The sequence below is a fragment of the Streptomyces malaysiensis subsp. malaysiensis genome, from assembly GCF_040653035.1.
Taxonomy (GTDB): Bacteria; Actinomycetota; Actinomycetes; order Streptomycetales; family Streptomycetaceae; genus Streptomyces; species Streptomyces malaysiensis.
The window spans coordinates 328,839-344,611 of sequence record NZ_JBEZNG010000002.1 but is presented as its reverse complement, the minus strand read 5'-3'; the positions used below and the strand labels follow the sequence as shown (position 1 = coordinate 344,611).

Annotated in this window: 14 protein-coding genes; 6 read left to right on the top strand and 8 right to left on the bottom strand. The window is 71.3% G+C overall.

Translation table 11 applies throughout. The features are described 5' to 3' along the window. Window positions 1-21: 21 nt before the first annotated feature. Entirely contained in the window at window positions 22-1,032 is a 1,011-nt protein-coding gene (locus AB0E24_RS05720) for a LacI family DNA-binding transcriptional regulator (RefSeq protein ID WP_359375031.1), read from the bottom strand. Between the two features lie 37 nt (window positions 1,033-1,069). Then, window positions 1,070-2,140 (bottom strand): LacI family DNA-binding transcriptional regulator, encoded by a 1,071-nt coding sequence (locus tag AB0E24_RS05715; protein WP_359375030.1) that lies wholly within the window; start codon window positions 2,138-2,140, stop codon window positions 1,070-1,072. A gap of 168 nt (window positions 2,141-2,308) precedes the next feature. Between AB0E24_RS05715 and AB0E24_RS05710 the strand changes: the two genes are divergently transcribed. Both AB0E24_RS05710 and AB0E24_RS05705 read left to right on the top strand, forming a co-directional pair. Further along, window positions 2,309-2,752 (top strand): hypothetical protein, encoded by a 444-nt coding sequence (locus AB0E24_RS05710; RefSeq protein WP_251771074.1) that lies wholly within the window; start codon window positions 2,309-2,311, stop codon window positions 2,750-2,752. 101 nt (window positions 2,753-2,853) lie between these two features. Continuing rightward, the gene (locus tag AB0E24_RS05705; RefSeq protein WP_359375029.1) at window positions 2,854-3,786 is read left to right on the top strand and encodes a DUF8832 domain-containing protein; all 933 of its coding nucleotides are present in this window, start codon (window positions 2,854-2,856) and stop codon (window positions 3,784-3,786) included. Window positions 3,787-3,834: 48 nt separating this feature from the next. Here AB0E24_RS05705 and AB0E24_RS05700 read toward each other — a convergent pair whose 3' ends face one another. After that, complete coding sequence (locus AB0E24_RS05700; RefSeq protein ID WP_359375028.1) at window positions 3,835-4,479, bottom strand: DUF305 domain-containing protein; 645 nt, start codon at window positions 4,477-4,479, stop codon at window positions 3,835-3,837. A 351-nt stretch (window positions 4,480-4,830) separates the two neighbouring features. On the opposite strand from AB0E24_RS05700, the gene AB0E24_RS05695 reads away from it, so the two are divergent. Next, entirely contained in the window at window positions 4,831-5,790 is a 960-nt protein-coding gene (locus AB0E24_RS05695; RefSeq protein WP_359375268.1) for an arsenic resistance protein, read from the top strand. A 55-nt stretch (window positions 5,791-5,845) separates the two neighbouring features. Here the strand turns inward: AB0E24_RS05695 and AB0E24_RS05690 are convergent, their stop codons facing one another. From AB0E24_RS05690 to AB0E24_RS05675, 4 genes are all read right to left on the bottom strand, one after another. After that, entirely contained in the window at window positions 5,846-6,292 is a 447-nt protein-coding gene (locus AB0E24_RS05690) for an RbsD/FucU family protein (RefSeq protein ID WP_359375027.1), read from the bottom strand. Window positions 6,293-6,298: 6 nt separating this feature from the next. Next, on the bottom strand, window positions 6,299-9,109 hold the full coding sequence (locus AB0E24_RS05685) for a hypothetical protein (protein WP_359375026.1): 2,811 nt from the start codon (window positions 9,107-9,109) through the stop codon (window positions 6,299-6,301). 58 nt (window positions 9,110-9,167) lie between these two features. Further along, the gene (locus tag AB0E24_RS05680) at window positions 9,168-10,739 is read right to left on the bottom strand and encodes a purine-cytosine permease family protein (protein ID WP_359375025.1); all 1,572 of its coding nucleotides are present in this window, start codon (window positions 10,737-10,739) and stop codon (window positions 9,168-9,170) included. A 192-nt stretch (window positions 10,740-10,931) separates the two neighbouring features. Continuing rightward, window positions 10,932-11,432, bottom strand: a complete 501-nt coding sequence (locus AB0E24_RS05675) for a hypothetical protein (RefSeq protein WP_359375024.1) — start codon at window positions 11,430-11,432, stop codon at window positions 10,932-10,934. Window positions 11,433-11,539: 107 nt separating this feature from the next. On the opposite strand from AB0E24_RS05675, the gene AB0E24_RS05670 reads away from it, so the two are divergent. Continuing rightward, a complete protein-coding gene (locus tag AB0E24_RS05670) occupies window positions 11,540-12,511 on the top strand; it encodes a LacI family DNA-binding transcriptional regulator (protein WP_359375023.1) in 972 nt (323 codons plus the stop codon). A 119-nt stretch (window positions 12,512-12,630) separates the two neighbouring features. On the opposite strand, the gene AB0E24_RS05665 is transcribed toward AB0E24_RS05670, so the two are convergent. Beyond that, window positions 12,631-13,455, bottom strand: a complete 825-nt coding sequence (locus AB0E24_RS05665) for an SDR family oxidoreductase (protein ID WP_359375022.1) — start codon at window positions 13,453-13,455, stop codon at window positions 12,631-12,633. 69 nt (window positions 13,456-13,524) lie between these two features. Between AB0E24_RS05665 and AB0E24_RS05660 the strand changes: the two genes are divergently transcribed. After that, on the top strand, window positions 13,525-14,388 hold the full coding sequence (locus tag AB0E24_RS05660) for a LysR family transcriptional regulator (RefSeq protein ID WP_359375021.1): 864 nt from the start codon (window positions 13,525-13,527) through the stop codon (window positions 14,386-14,388). 253 nt (window positions 14,389-14,641) lie between these two features. Beyond that, window positions 14,642-15,760, top strand: coding sequence for a M20/M25/M40 family metallo-hydrolase (locus AB0E24_RS05655; protein WP_359375020.1), 1,119 nt, complete (start codon window positions 14,642-14,644; stop codon window positions 15,758-15,760). Window positions 15,761-15,773 lie beyond the last annotated feature (13 nt).

Sequence of the window (15,773 nt, the reverse complement as noted above, 5' to 3'; positions counted from 1 at the left end):
CGCGACGTTCTCCGTCAATGACTAGGCGTAAGAAAATGTTGACTCGCGTTCGATTATGGTGAGTGGCACCTCGACATGGCTCCGCGGGCGTGCGCCCTCCCGGACCCGCGCCGTGAGCAGGTCGAGGGCGCGCCGGGCCATTGTGCGGACATCCGCCTGAACGGTCGTCAGGCTGGGCCAGGAGTACTCCGCGTCCTCGTCGTTGCCGAACGCGGCGACCTGGACCTGCCCCGGTACGTCCCGGCCCGCCCCGCGCAGCGCGTGCAACGCCCCGTGCGCGAGCGGCTCTTCGAGCGCGAGCACCGCGTCGAACGGCGTTTCCCCGCCCGGATGTGGAGTCAGCAGTCGAGCGATCGCCGCATACCCGTCGTCCCGGGAGGACCGCGGCGTCTCCACGACGAGAGACGGGTCGAACTTCCGCCCCGCCGCCGTCAGCGCGCGCCGGTATCCGTCGGTGCGCACAGCGGCCGCGCTGTCGCCGCCCGCCTTCCGCTCACCGCCCAGCAGCGCGACGCGCGAGGCGCCACGGCCGAGGAGCAGCCGCACGGCGGCCTCGGCCGCGACGGTGTCCTGCGACGCGACGCTGTCGAAGGGGCTCTCCACCCGGCGCGATCCGAGCAGCACCGTGGGGCCGGGGGAGGGCGGATCCTTCAGGTCCCGCGCGGTGAGCGCGGTCGGCATCAGCAGCACACCGTCCGAGAGGCCCCCGCGGTTGCGCAGCACCTCCAGCTCCCGCTCGCGGTCGCCCCCGGTGGGCTCCATCACGACGCTGATGCCCTCGGCCTCCGCGAGATCGAAGACCGCGGCGGCGAGGGGCGCGCAGTAGCCGTACCCGAGGCCCGGCAGGGCGAGCGCCACCGTGTCCGTCGTCCTCGAATTGAGGCCGCGGGCCAGGGGGTTGGGACGGTAGCCGAGCTTCTCGACCGCGGCGCGCACGGCCCGGACGGTCGCCTCGTTCACCTGCCCGGTGGCATTGACGACGTTGGACACGGTCTTGACGGACACACCGACGGCGGCGGCCACGTCGCGCATGCGCACCACCGCCGGCCGGCCACGGGGGGACTCCGGCTCATTCACGGGCAACGGCGCTCGACTCCCGTTCGACAAGGCGGAATCCGACCGTGTGGTGGCGCGGTTCGGGGAGCGCCGCGCCGGTCGCCCGGGCCTGTGCGCGGTCCGCCAGGAGCGCGACGGCGCGGTGCGCCATCTCCTCCCGCCCGGGGTCGACGGTGCTGAGGGTGGGGGCGCAGTACGCGGCCTGCGCGACGTTGCCGAACCCGACCACGGCGATGTCCTCCGGCACGGTACGCCCCGCGTCCCGCAGGCCGCGGAGCGCGCCCAGGGCGAGCGCGTCGCCGAGCGCGAACACGGCGTCCGTCTCGGGCGCCCGCTCCACGAGTGTCCGCGCCGCATGGGCGCCCGCCGCGAATGTGACGGTCTCCGTACTGACCACCCGCCGCCCGCTCACCGGCAGCCCGGCATCGCGCAGCCCGGCGACATACCCCTGATAGCGCTCGTCGCTCTCCGCGGGCAGCACCTCGCCGGGGGCCAGGGCGGCGATACGGCGCCGCCCGCCCGCGACCAGATGGGCCACGACTGTGCGCGCCGCCTCGAACAGGTCCGTGTCGAAGGAGTCGACGCGGCCCGCGGTGAACGACGCCGTGGCCACGATCAGCGGCTTCGTCACCGTCAACGCCCGCATGTCCTCCTGGCCGAGCGCGACGGGGACCAGCAGGATCCCGTCCACATGCCGCAGATACGGGTCGTCGCAGACACCGCGCTCGCGCCGCACATCGCCATGTGTCTGCGTGATGCGCACGGACATCCCGTGCTTCTGGGCCTCGCGCAGCACGGCGTCGGCGAATTCACGGAAGTACGGGACGGTGAGACTGGGCAGGACGAGCCCCATCACATGGGAGCGGCCCGAACGCAGGCGCCGCGCGGCCAGGTTGGGGCGGTACCCGAGCTCGTCGATCGCGCCCTGCACCCGCCGCCGGGTCTCCTCCCGGACGTTCCCGCGGCCGCGGACCACGCTCGACACCGTGCTCGCCGAGACACCGGCGAGGGCGGCCACATCGCGCAAGGTCGCGGAACCGCGCGTCGCGGAGTCCGCATCCGCGTCAGACAGCCGTCCGCGCACAGCTCACCAAACCCCTTCCACCACGACGTGAGTCTAGCCCCGGCGAATGAAGATCAACAGCTGGAGCGTGAGGGCCCGACCTCGCTTCCAGGCATACGGGAGGGGGTATAGTCGAGGGGTGGTTGTCGGCCCCCTGACCCGAGGGCGGCCGATGAGGGAGAGGCTGTGATGGACGCCGTGTACGCGCGCGGGCGGGCTGTCGCCCGGTTGTCGGCCGTGTGCGCGGTGCTGTTGGGCCTGTTCCTCATGCACGGTGCTCCCGCCACGGCGGCCAGTGGCTGTCACGGCGCGATGCCCGTGTCCGCCCCCGTGGAGCACGCCGGGCAGACCGCCGAGGGCCACCATGGGGACACGGTGATGGCCGCCGCCGATTCCGTGGCGCCGCATGCCGCGCCGCAAGAGGTCTCCGCTGAGCACGGTGCCCAGTGTGTGGCGACCCCGACGCGTGACCGGCTGCTGCTGCCGGTGTGGGCCCTGGTGGCCGTGGCCGTCGTGGCGTTCTCCGTGGAGTGGCCGACCGGGCGAGGTCGGGCGGCCGGGGAGGCCGGTCGGCGTGGCCCGCCCGGCGGCGGGCGGGAGCTGCTGCTGAGGGTCTGCGTCGCGCGGAGGTGACAGCACCTCGCCCGAGCCCGGATGGTGCGGGCTTCGGGCCAGGTGCCCTGATCACCCGTGCGCCGCCCGTGCGGTGCGCACACCCCTGAAAGTGACATGTGATGTCGTTCGCTTCTCGTTTCACCTCACGCCGTCGTGCCCTGGCCGCGGCGGGTACGGCCGTCGTCCTCGCGGCGACGCTGGCGGCCTGCGGATCGTCGAAAGACTCCGGCCCGTCCATGTCCGGCATGGACCACGGCTCCAAGCCCTCCGCCTCGGCCTCCGCCGCCGGTGAGGACCGTGACCACGGTTCCATGCCGGGTATGGACCACGGCGGCATGGGCGACGGTCTGGCCGACGCCAAGGACGGCTACGAGCTGACCTCCACCACCACAGCGCTCCCGGCCGGCGAGAAGGCCGCGTACAGGTTCCGGATCACCGGCCCGGACGGCAAGCCGGTCACCCGCTTCGCCGTCGACCAGACGAAGCGGATGCACTTCTACGCCATCCGCTCGGACCTGACCGGCTTCCAGCACCTGCACCCCGCCATGGGCGACGACGGCACCTGGACCGCCGACCTCGCGGCCCTGAAGCCGGGGAAGTGGCGTATGTACGCCTCCTTCATCCCGGACGACGGCCCCGGCAAGGGCAAGGACCTCGTCCTCAGCCGCACCGTCACCGCCCCCGGCGACGCGCGGCGGACCCCGCTGCCCGCCGCGGCCACCAGCGCCGACGCCGACGGCTACACGGTCACCGTCAAGGGCGATCTGAAGGCCGGTACGACCTACCCGATGACCGTCGGCGTCAGCAAGGGCGGCAAGCCGGTCACCGACCTCCAGCCCTACCTGGACACCTACGCCCATCTGACGGCCTTCCACGAGGGCGACCAGGCGTTCGCCCATCTCCACCCGCGGACCGATGTGAAGGGCGACACGGGCGGACCGGACCTGGCCTTCCGGGCCATGCTGCCCAAGTCCGGCAACTGGCGGCTGTTCCTCCAGTTCCGGACCGGCGGCACGCTGCACACCGCCGCGCTCACCCTGCGCGTCGGCTGACACACATCCCGCTGGGGGCGGCACCGCGGTGCCGCCCCCAGCGGACATTCACCGTGTCGTCGCGGTGGGCGAGCCGGTGCCCAGCATGGTGCGCATCTGGGCGATCTCGGCGGTCTGGGTGGTGACGATGGTGGCGGCCAACTTCTTGGCCGGGCCGTAGGCGCCGTGCCGTTGTTCGGACTTGGCCATGTCGATGGCGCCCTGATGGTGCTTGATCATCATGGTGAGGAACATGGTGTCGAAGGCGCTGCCGGAGGCGCCCTTCAACCGGTTCATCTGGTGGTCGCTCATCATGCCGGGCATCGCCGAGGCGTTATGGCCCACGCCTTCCATGCCACGGGGCACCTGCTCGCCCCAGGCTTTCAGCCACGTGGTCATGGTCCGGATCTCCGGCTGCTGCTCCTTACGGACCTTCCGGGCGAAGGCTTTGACCTTGGGGGAGGAGGCCCGTTCCCCGGCCAGATCGGCCATGGCGATGGCCTGGCGGTGATGCGGGATCATCCGCTGGGCGAAGCTGACGTCGGCCCGGTTGTGCCGTCCGGCGGGCGCGGAGCGCGGGGCGGATGTGGTGGGGGTGGACGTCGGTGCGCCGGCAGCGCTGCTGCCGGCGCCGCAGGCGGCCAGAACGAGTGCCGTGGTCATGGCGGCGGCTGCCACGGCGGCGCGGCGAAACACGGAGCGGGCGGTGTTCAAGGGACGGGCTCCTGGAGGGCGCGGCGGAGAAGGGGGAGTGATCTACCTGTACGCGCCCCATGGGGGACTGCCGATGGCGCCGCGCCGCACGACAGGGTTCTTCACCCTGGTCTGCCGGGGTCACCTGGCGGGTGGCCGGTGGTCGGCGCGAGCAGGATCCGGGGGTCGGTCCGAGCCCGGAGCGGTCCGAGGTGGTGAAGACCGGGCGCTGAGCCACTGTGCGCGAGGGCGGGACGGATCCTGTTCCGGCGGTCTGTGAGGATGGGACGGGGCCGTCACAGGGCAGCCCTCGACGGGTACGAAGGAGCAGTTGGGGTGTCGCAGCGGGGACCGCAGGGCCTGGTCGAGCGGATGGAACACCACCAAGTCGCGATCTACCTGACGGCGATGGCCGCGGGAGTCCTGCTCGGCTGGGCCGCGCCCGCGGCCGGTCCGGGCCTGGAACACGCGATCAGCCCGGTGCTCGGTGCGCTGCTGTTCGTCACCTTCCTCCGGGTTCCGGCGGGGGAGCTGGTCCGCTCGCTGCGCGACGGCCGGTTCCTGTCCGCCGCGCTCGCGGTGAACTTCGTGGCGGTACCGCTCGTGGTCGCCGCGATGTTCGTGTTCCTGCCCGCGGACCAGGCGGTACGGCTCGGGGTCCTGCTGGTGCTGCTGTGCCCGTGCGTGGACTACGTGATCGTCTTCTCCGGCCTGGCCGGGGGTTCCAGCCGCCGTCTGCTGGCCGCCACCCCGCTGCTGCTCGTAGCGCAGATGGCGCTGCTGCCGGTGTTCCTGTATCTGTTCATGGGCTCGGAACTGGCCGACATCGTCGAGGCCGGGCCGTTCCTCGAAGCGTTCCTGACCCTGATCGTCATTCCGCTGGCCCTGGCGTGGGCCCTACAGACGTGGGCCGCGCGCCACCCGGCCGGACGGAAGGTCTCCGAGGCGGCGACCACCACGATGGTGCCGCTGATGGCCGCCACCTTGCTGGTCGTGGTCGCCTCCCAGGTGCCCAGGCTGGACGGCAACCGCGGCGATGTCGCGGCGGTCGTCCCGTTCTACGCCGTCTTCCTGATCGCCATGGCGTTCATCGGCAAGGCCGTGGCCCGTCTCTTCCGCCTGGCCGCCCCGGCCGGCCGCGCGATCGTCTTCACCGGCGCCACCCGCAACTCCCTCGTCGTCCTGCCGCTCGCCCTCGCCCTGCCCGACGACCTGGCTGTCGCCGCGGTCGTCGTGGTCACCCAGACCCTGGTCGAGGTGATCGGCATGGTCGGCTACGTCCGCCTGGTCCCCCGGCTCGTCCCCGAAGAGCGCCCCGCCACCGTTGGCTGACTCGACCGGGGTCGCGGCACCTCGGCAGCCAGCGGTGACGGCTCGGCGGCGGGCGTCAACGCTCCGGAGAGAACTCCGGCAGCACGCCCTTGGTGAGCAGGAAGCACCCGTACGGCCTGTCCTCGCCCGTGATGACCACCGCGAACGCGGAGCGGGCACGTGCGTAGAACGCATGGCGTTCGACCGTCTCCACCGCGACGGGGCGGCCCGATGCCTCCTCCGCGGCGGCGATGAACTCCGTCTGTACCGGCGGCTCGGCGGCGGTGTCGCCGACGACCTCCATCCTCGCGATGGGCTCGGGGATGAACGTGTCGAGCGGCAGCAGTGCGAGCACCGCCCGGCCCGCCGAGACGACGTCGGTGCCGTCCAGCCGAATCACATGGTCGTGCACGGAGTGCGCGGGGAAGTTGCGGTCGACGACGGCGATGGTGTCCCCGTGCCCCATCCGCGCGAGCGTGTACAGCAGATCCGGGGTCAGGAGCGGGTCGAGTCCTTTGAGCACGGTGGGTCAGCCTTCTGTGATGGGGGATGTGCGGGGGCCGGAGCCCGAACCGCCAGGGGACGCACCGGAGTCGGGAGTCCGGAGCGCATGGCTCAGCAGCGGTGGCGCCAGCAGCCCGCACGGCTCGGGCTCGGTGCGGAGTCCGGTCCCGGCGTAGTAGCGGTTGGCCGCCGACGGCGCGACCTGGACGCGGAGTTCGTTCCTCCCGAGCCGCAGGGCGTCGGCGGGGATCGTGACGCGGTACGGCGCCCAGGCGCGCCTGCCCACTCGTGTGCCGTTCATGGACACGGTCACGGCTCCGGCGACAGCCGGGAGCGTCAGCTCCAGGGGGACCGGTGTGTCGAGCTCGATGTGCCGCACATAGTCGGCGGTGCCCGCGAACTCCGGAAGGCCCTGGCGCTCCCAGCCGCAGGTCACCGCGATATCGCGGCGGGTGCCCGCCTCCTCGTACGCGTCCTCGGCGACTTCGAGCAGCCAGCCGGATGCGAGTGCCTCCGGCGCCGACCACTCCGGTGTGCCGCGACCGGCCGCGGCCCCGGAATCCTCCGTGGCGTCCACCGGACCGGAAGCGGGCTCCGCGTCCCCGTACACACGCAACAGACGCAGCGCGTTCTGCTCCAGCCGCAGCACGACCGGGTTCCCGGCGGTGTCGAGGGTGCGCACGGTGCCGTCGGTGGCCTCCCATTCCTCGATATGCCAGGGTCCGTCGGGCAGCAGGAGCTCCACCGTGCCCTCGGACTCGGTGAAGCAGGCGAAGCGGAAGCCGTTGGCCGTGTCCGGGCCGCCGCGCCAGCGCACCGCCGAGCCCGCGGGCACGCGCAGGGTCGGCTCAGTACGCCCACGCCGCGCGGCGAGCCCGCGCAGGACCGCCTCCTCGGGGACCGCGTCGAACACCTCCACGGCGGGGGCCAGATCCGCCCAGTCCTCGGCGGCGGTCTGTGGGCCCTCCTGGTAGACGGTGGGCGTGGCGCCGCTCGCGAGCACCCGTACCCCCGATTCGGCCAGGTGGCGAAGCCGGCGCAGCGACGCTGCCGAGCGCAGCGTGGTCACGGCGGGAAGCACGAGCGCCCGGTACCGGCGGTCCCCGAAGCACACCGTGCCCTCCTCCACGGTGGCGGCGTCGAGATCGCGTTCGTCCACGAGGTGGAAGCCCACCCGGGACTCGGTGAGCGCGCGGGCCCACTCGCCCAGCGCCGACGCCTGTTCGCCGAGCTGACCCGCGGTCCACACCGTACGCAACGGGTACAGGACGGCCACATCGCTCCGCGGTGACACCGGCTCGAGGAATTCGCTCAGCCGCGCACTCTCGAGCGCGAACCGCGGGTGATGTTCGGCGAACCACGGCTCGAAATTGATGCCCGGGGGAAAGTCGAAGCGCGGATTGCGCAGTGATTCGTGATCGTCCCCATGGCCGTGGGTCTGATAGAAGCCATGGAAGATCATCTGGCGCATGCCCTGGAGATGGTGGTTGATCGCCGTTGTGCGCAACTCCTGCAAGCTGAGGCCCCAGTGGCCGGACCACGGGGTCCCGCCTTCGGGCGGGGTGACGAAGTACTGCTCGACCATCGTCCCGCCGCGGCCGTGGTGGCGGGCGACCGAGTCGCCGAACACGGGGCTGAGCTGCACCAGGGCGTCCTGCGCGTCCACCGCGGTGAGGTCGCGGTAGCCGTCCACGCCGAAGTGGTCGAGGCCGAAGTTCACGCGCAGGTCCCAGTTGGCGAACGCGGTGTCGAGCGCCCAGCCGCCCACGTGCCCGAGGACCTCATGGCCGGACTGGCGCAGGCCGTGGGCATGGCTCCAGGCGCGCAGCCTGCCGAGGAACGTCTCCATCGCGTAGCCACTGAAGTGCTCGTAGAACTGGGCGCGAAGGCTCAGCCGCTCCGGGTCGGCCCCGTCGAGTACGGCGGCGAGCACCTGGGGGGTCCGCCCGCCCCAGCGCTCGCGGATCGAGACGGCCAGACTCTCGTGGAACGGCATCGCCGACCGCAGGTCTCCTGTGCGCTGTGCCCAGTCGTAGTACACGGCATGCGGCTGGTCGAAGAACATATAGGCGACGGTGGAGCCGAAGAAGTCGCCCAGGGCGTCGGCGAAGGGCTGGTAGCCGGCCTCGATGAAGCGATCGACCGCGACCGGGTCGACGGGGTTCACGAGCCGGGAGGTCGCGCAGCGGGCGGAGACGAACACGATCGCCTCCGCGCCGTCGGGTACGGGCTCGACGAGGCGGACATGGCACCCGTCGTCGGCGCCGTCCAGGCGGTCGACGAGCTCGGGCCGCTCGGCGGCCGTGCCCGGCTCCCCTTCCACGACGAGCGCGTACTCGACCCGCCAGTCGGCCCAGGCGACGACGCCGCCCTCGTAATGCCAGTCCAGCGCGGCCGGGCCGAGGTTCTCCGTCGCCGAGCGGATCCCGCTGAGCGAACCGTCGCTCGCGCCGGCGGGGATCCGCACCCAGAACAGATGTCGTTCGCGCAGCTCGTCGTGTCCGGTCACGGCCCGGCCCGCGGCATGTCCGGTCTGCCAGTTGTAGTCGTCGTAGATGCCGACGATCATGCCGAGCTCGGCGGCCGTCTCGACGGCCGTACGGCATGCGGCGAGGTAGCCGTCGTCCAGGTAGCCCTCGATCGGGTACGACAGCCGCGCCTGCACCTGGAAGCTCCGGATCCCGGCGTCGTGCATCTGCCGCACCTGCGCGCGGATCGTGTCCTTGTCGGGCAGCCGGTGCCAGAACCAGTAGGCGGCGGGCGCATGCCAGGGGTCCGGGTTCCGGAATCGATGCAGCGCGGTCTCATGTACGGATGAAACGGGCGAACCAGACAAGGGTGTCAGCTCCTCGAACGGCGGCGGGGCCCGCGCGGGCCCCGCCGCCACGGGTCGGTCAGCGTTCGGTGAAGTCGGCCGCGTTCCGGCCGGCCGCCTCGGGAGTCGGAACCTCGAGCCCGCCTGCCCCGTGAGCGGCGTCCGCCGCGGTCACGAGCGAGTAGTCGGGCTTCGGGTCCAGCCGGAGCCCGAAGGTGAGGACCGCGTAGAGCGCGGCGCCGAGCGCCAAGGCGATGACGACACCGAGCCCGCTCGACCCGAACACGCCGGTGCGGCCGCTCTCGGTGAGGAAGAATCCCGTGATCTTCGCGAAGTTCGGGTCGGAGCTGGTCACGAGGCCGAGACCGACGACGGTTCCGGTGATCAGGCTCAGAACCGCCGTCCAGCGCCCGTCGCGGCCGCCATAGCCACGCGGGTTCGCCAGATCGGTGTTCCAGCCCATGCGGCGCTGCCGGATGAAGTCCACGAGCTGGATGCCGCCCATGGTGCCCATCATCACGGCGATGAGCGACAGGAACGACTGGAACGTCGCGAGGAACGAGGTGGAGATGAACAGCAGGTAGAAGGCGCCCGCCGCGATGATGACCGCGTTGATCGCGGTCGTCACCGAGCGGCGCAGCGGTACGCCGACCGCCATGAGCGCGAGACCGGAGCTGTACATGCCGGTGATGGCGGCCGAGACGAGCGAGATGACGATCACGATGGAGAAGGGGACGAAGAACCACATCGGCAGGAGCGCGGTGAGCGCCCCGATCGGGTCGGACGCCGTGGCGGCACCCAGCTTGGAATCCCCGCCGACGAGAAGCGCGCCGACAGCGAGGAGGATGACGACCGGCAGGCTGAGCCCGGTGACCGTCCAGCTGATCACGCCGCGCGCCGGGGTGTCGCGCGGCAGGTAACGGGCGAAGTCGCCGCCGTAGTTGAGGAAGCCGAGGCCCACGAGGGTCATCGCCATGATGATGCCGCCGATGAACACCAGCGGTCCGCCCGCGGGGGTGTCACCGAGGTGCGCCCACTCGATCTCGGGCACCATGAATCCGAGGAACGCGACCGTCATGATGCCGGTCAGCCATGAGATCCAGACCTCGACCTTCATGATGAGCTCGTGGCCGAGGACGGAGACCGTCATCGTCACGGCGAGCACGAGCACGAACCACAGCACGATGGTGGTCGTGGCGCTCGACCCGTCCGCGTCGGCGAACACCGACGGCCACAGCTTCGCGAACAGGTTCGCGCCGGTGGTCGAGGCAAGGGTGATAATCGTTACTTTCCAGCCCATATTGGACAGGTAGGCGAAGAACGCGGGGATCCTGTTGCCCTTCATGCCGAACGCGAAACGCGTCTGGGCGAGGGTCGGCAGTCCCGTGCGGGGCCCGCCGACCGCGAGGATGCCGACGAGGGCGGCCGAGATGAGATAGCCGACGGTCCCGGCGACGATCGTCTGCCAGACGTTCAGACCGAGCCCGAAGACGAAGATGCCGTAACTGATGCCGAGGATCGAGATGTTCCAGGCGAACCACACGGCGAACAGGCCGCTCGGCTTCCCGCGCCGTTCGGCATCGGGAACGGGATTGACGCCGTTCGATTCGACGGTCGTGCCTCTACGACCTTGCTGAGCCTCGTTGCTCATGGAAGGGCGCCTTTCGGTGTATGGCGGTGTGGGGAGGGGCGGATGGTTGCGTTCGGGGAAGTCGTGGGTTCGCGCTGGGGGAGTGCGTCAACCGCGTCCGGGGCCGACGCGGCGCCGTGTGCGGTGTGCTGTGCGCGGTGACCGCCATCGCGCGCCCGTGGGCGGAGGCGTGTACGGCGGTGAGGCGGAGCGCTACGCGGTGGGGTGGACCGCTAATCCGCCGGTGAGAGGGGCGGCGAGCGCGCCGCGGAACGCCCCGCCGACGTCGGCCGTGTCGATCGCGTCGGCGGCGATGCGATTGCCGTCGGGAGCGATGAGCGGGGCGGCGGTCCCCGTCGCGGCGTGGTCGTGACCGATCGCCGTGCCGGTGCCGGTGCCGGTGCCCGGCGCTCCGCGGCCGATGCCCGGCGTGCCGGGGACGACGTCCGCGGTGGCGAGGTCGGCGAGGGTGCGCTCGGCGTCGCCGCCGACAAGTGCGGGCAGGGGGACGTCGGCACCGAGGCGACGGGCGATGAGGGCCTGGTGCGCGCCCGCGCCCCCGCCCGCCTGAAAACGCCTGGTGGTGCGGGTCTGACCAGCGCCGCGCACCAGGCGCGGCAGCCTGTGGCCGAGGTCGCGGTCCACCGGTCCGACGACAAGCGCCCGTCCGCCGCGCCACCGGGTCCGCGGCGGGCGGCCGTACGGTACTCTCATCGTCGGGAAAACCATTTCCGAACCTAAGCACGCCAGCCCCTGCCGCGTCAACGGGTCGTCGATATCGTCCTGATAGCATCGGCGGGCAGAAAGCAGGGGAGATCAGGATGGGCGCGCGCATCGGCTTGAAGGACGTAGCGCTGCGCGCGGGGGTGTCGGTACCGACGGCGAGCCGTGTGCTGTCCGGTGTGCAGCGCAATGTCGATCCGGAGCTGGCGCTACGGGTGCGGAACGCATGCGACGAACTGGGCTACAGGGTGAACGCGGCGGCGCGGGCGCTGCGGATACAGTCGACGGATTCCTTGGCGCTTGTCGTTCCGGCGATCGCGAACGCGTACTTCGCGGAACTGGTGTCGGCGTATTCCCGCCACCTGGATCTCCAGGGCAAGCGGCTGGTGACGATCGACACGGGCGAGAGCCCGGAGACCGAGCAGCGCCAGCTCGGCACCATGGACCGGGTGTTGGTGGACGCGGTGCTCGTGGTGCCCGCGGCCTTCGAGCGCAGTGGCGCGGCCATCACGGAGCTCGCCCGGTCCAACCGCGTCGTGCAGGTCGACCGCCGCGCACGAGACGTCGAAGCGCCATCGGTACGGCTCGACAACGCGGCGGGGGTCCGCCTGCTCGTGGATCATCTGCGGTCGCGGGGCCGCCGCAGCATCCTGATGGTCGACGCCCAGGAAGACTCCTCGTCGAGCATCGAGCGCACCGCCGCGTTCCACGCGCTCGCCGGACCGGACGACCGGGTTCTGGAAATGCCGAACTTCACGGTGGCCAGCGGTATAGACGCGGCGAAGCTCCTGCTCGCGAACCCCGGCGACACGGACGCCATCATCTGCACCGCCGACACGGTCGCGCTCGGCCTGCTGACGGCGCTTCAGCACGCCGGTAAACGCGTGCCGTCCGAGTACGCGATCACCAGCTTCGACGGCACGTACATCTCCGACACCGCGGCGCCGGGGCTCACCACCCTGGGCTCGACCGCCGAGCGCATGGTCGAGGCGTCCCTCTCGCTCCTGGACGGCGACAGCGGTGATGTCGTCCTGAAACCCGAGCTCGTGGTCCGCGGCTCCAGCGGCTGACCGCGAACGCAGCGCCGTGGGCCCCGCGGGCGGACATCAAGGGCGGCGACGTGCTGGGGGGCCGCAGACGCGCGGCGCGGTTTCCGTCGCGAGTGTGCCCTTGAGGCTTCGTCGGGCGCTCACCAGGGGATGACGTCGTCCAGGCGATTCGGTCCACGGAAGACGCCGGTGGGACCGTCGGCAGGAATCGTCGCGAGGAGAACTGGGACGACCGCGCCATCGGCCGTGGTGCGGTCACCGCGGGGGAACGGGGCCGCGGCGTTCTGGTCGGTCGGCACCATGCCCGGGCTGGCTGCGTTGACCTTGATGCCGTCGGCGCGGAGGGCGTTCGCATAGATCACGGTCAAAGCGTTCAGCGCGGCCTTGGACGAGCTGTATGCGAGGAAGCCCTGAGCTGGGAGAGGGCTGTTCGGGTCGCTCAGCAGGGTGAGCGACCCGAGTCCGCTGGACATGTTCACGATCCGCGGGTTGTGCGAGCGGCGTAGCAACGGCACACAAGCCGATGTCACCGAGACGATGCCGAAGACGTTGACCTCGTAGACCTCGCGGAGTTGTGCGGCCGTGATGTCGGCGGGGTGTACGTCCCACTCGACCATGATTCCGGCGTTGTTGACCAGCACGTCCAGCCGACTGGTCGCGGCCCCGATCGTCTTGACGGCTTCTTCCACGGACGCCACGTCGCCTACGTCGAGTGGCACGAAGCGGATGTCCAGCTTGTCGTGACGGTCGGCGAAGTCCGGTTCCCGGCGGGCCGAGTTGGCGGTCAGCGCCTCATGGGCCGCGTCTTCCCGCCCTCTCGTCAGTTCCTCGACGGCCGCGCGGCCGCGCTCCGGGTCGCGGGCGCCCAGGTAGACGGTGAAGCCCTGCTCGGCCAGTCGCCGAACGATCTCACGGCCGATGCCCTTGTTGCCGCCGGTGACGAGTGCCACATCATTCCTGTTCATGCCGCTACTTCAGCCGTTGCGGCGCTGGAACGGAAAGACCAATCCGGTCATGCCTCATACCCTGGAGGTATGGCGGAGCCGGAGATTCGCGAACTGCGCTACTTCTGCGCAGTCGCCGAGGAGTTGAACATCACCCGCGCGGCCGAGCGGCTCGGCATGGCTCAGCCGCCGCTGTCCCGGGCCATGCGCCAGCTGGAGCGTCGGCTCGGCGTCGACCTCTTCGATCGCACCGGGCGCGGGCTGGCGCTGACCCAGGCCGGAGAGATCCTCCTCAAGGAGGCGACTGGCGTCCTCGGCGCCCTCGCCGCCGCGGTACGCCGGACGCAACATGCCGGCCTTTCCGGCCGCAGACTCGTGGTCACCGCCAAACCAGGTGTGGCCACGCAGCTGCTGCTGCGGATCTGCGAACGGTTCCGGGCGGATCCGGACGCACCCGAGCTCCGAGTACTGGTGAGCGGATTCGGGCAGCAGGCCGACATGGTTCGGGACGGGCGCGCGGACCTGGCCATCGCCGCCTGCGTCGACAGCCACGACCTCGACACCGAGCTCCTGAGGACCGAACCACGCGTCGCCGCGCTCGCCGTGGGACACAAGCTGGCCGAGCGTGAGGTCCTCAGCTCCGCCGACCTGCTCACCGAGCCGGCGCCCCGGTGGAGCGACCCGAAGGTCGTCGACCGCGACTACTGGCTGGGAAATCCGGATCGCCCGGCTGACGGTCCGACCGTGCGCGACAGTGCCCAACTACTGGACGTGGTCGCCTTTGGCCAGGCCGTGGCATTGGTGCCCGCTTCGCTGGCCGCGATGAACGTCCGGCCCGACGTGACGTACCGACCGGTGCCCGACGTGGCGCCGTACCAGACCCTGGCTCTCTGGCCGGCAGGCAGCCGATCGCCGTGGATCGCCCGATTCGTTCAGACAGCGCTGGAGGCGTGAGCGCGCGGCGTCCCGCACAACCGTCGCCCTCGCACCAGACGGCAACCGCTGTCCGCCCGCAACGCCGACGAGGGAAACCCGGCGTGCCGCGGCCCGCCGTGCGTCACGAGCTCCAGCCGTCGCATCACACGCGTACGCCCCGCGGAAGATAGCAATGCATGTTGACTATCTTCTAGACTAGGGGCATGGTGATGCCCCGGAACCCCGGCGGCCCGCGGCCGACGGGACAGTCATCGACCAGAAGGAGCCCGCCTTGTCCGTCAGCTCCGGCTCCACGGCCCCCGAGCGTTTCACCCGGCGGCTGGGGCAACTGGTGGGTATCGAAACGCCGTCGGGGTGGGTCCGAGGGCTGAACGACGCCTACGACCTGCTCGAAGCCTGGGCGGGGGACTCCCTGGGCCGGCCCGAACGGGTCGTCTCCGATGGGGTGCCGCATCTGTACTGGCGCGGTACGGATCCCGCCGTGCCGAAAAGCAGCCGGGTTCTGCTGCTCGGGCACGCCGACACGGTGTGGCCACGGGGCACCCTGGCGGAGAACCCGTTCCAGGTGGAGGGAACACGGGCGACCGGTCCCGGCGTCTTCGACATGAAGGCGGGCCTCGTCCTCGCCTTCGAGGCACTCGGGCTGGCCGGGGACGTCTCCCATGTGAGCATGGTCGTGTCCGGGGACGAGGAACGCGGATCGACCACGTCCCGCGCTCTGGTCGAGGAGGCCGCGGCGGCGTGCGGGGCGGTCCTGGTGCTGGAACCCAGCGAGGGTGGCGCGCTCAAGACCGCGCGCAAGGGCGTGGCGCTGTACCGGCTCGGCGTCAGTGGCCGGGCCGCGCACGCCGGGCTCGAACCGCACAAGGGCGTCAACGCGCTGGTCGAACTGGCCCACCAGGTGCTCACGATCAGCGATCTCGCCGACCGTGACAGAGGAACCACCGTCACTCCCACCGTCGGCGGCGCCGGCACCACCACCAACACCGTTCCGGAGCAGGCGTTCGTGGATGTCGACGTGCGGGCCTGGGAGCATGCCGAACTGGTACGGGTGGAACGGGCGCTGCGGGCGCTGCGCCCGCGGGAGCCCGGCGCCGAACTCGCCTTCCGGGGCGGCGTCAACCGCGGTCCGCTGGAACGGGCGATGTCCGTCGACCTGCTGGGCTCCGCCCGCGCGGTCGCCGAGCGGCTGGGACTCACCCCGGTCACCGAGACCGGCGTCGGCGGCGGCTCTGACGGCAACATCACCGCCAGTCTGGGCGTGCCCACGCTGGACGGCCTCGGCCCGGACGGCGGAGGCGCGCACGCCCGCCACGAGTGGGTGGAGCTGACCTCCGTCAGGGACCGTACGTCCCTGATCGCCGGCCTGCTCGCCGACCGCGCGCCCTGACCCCGCGCGGGCC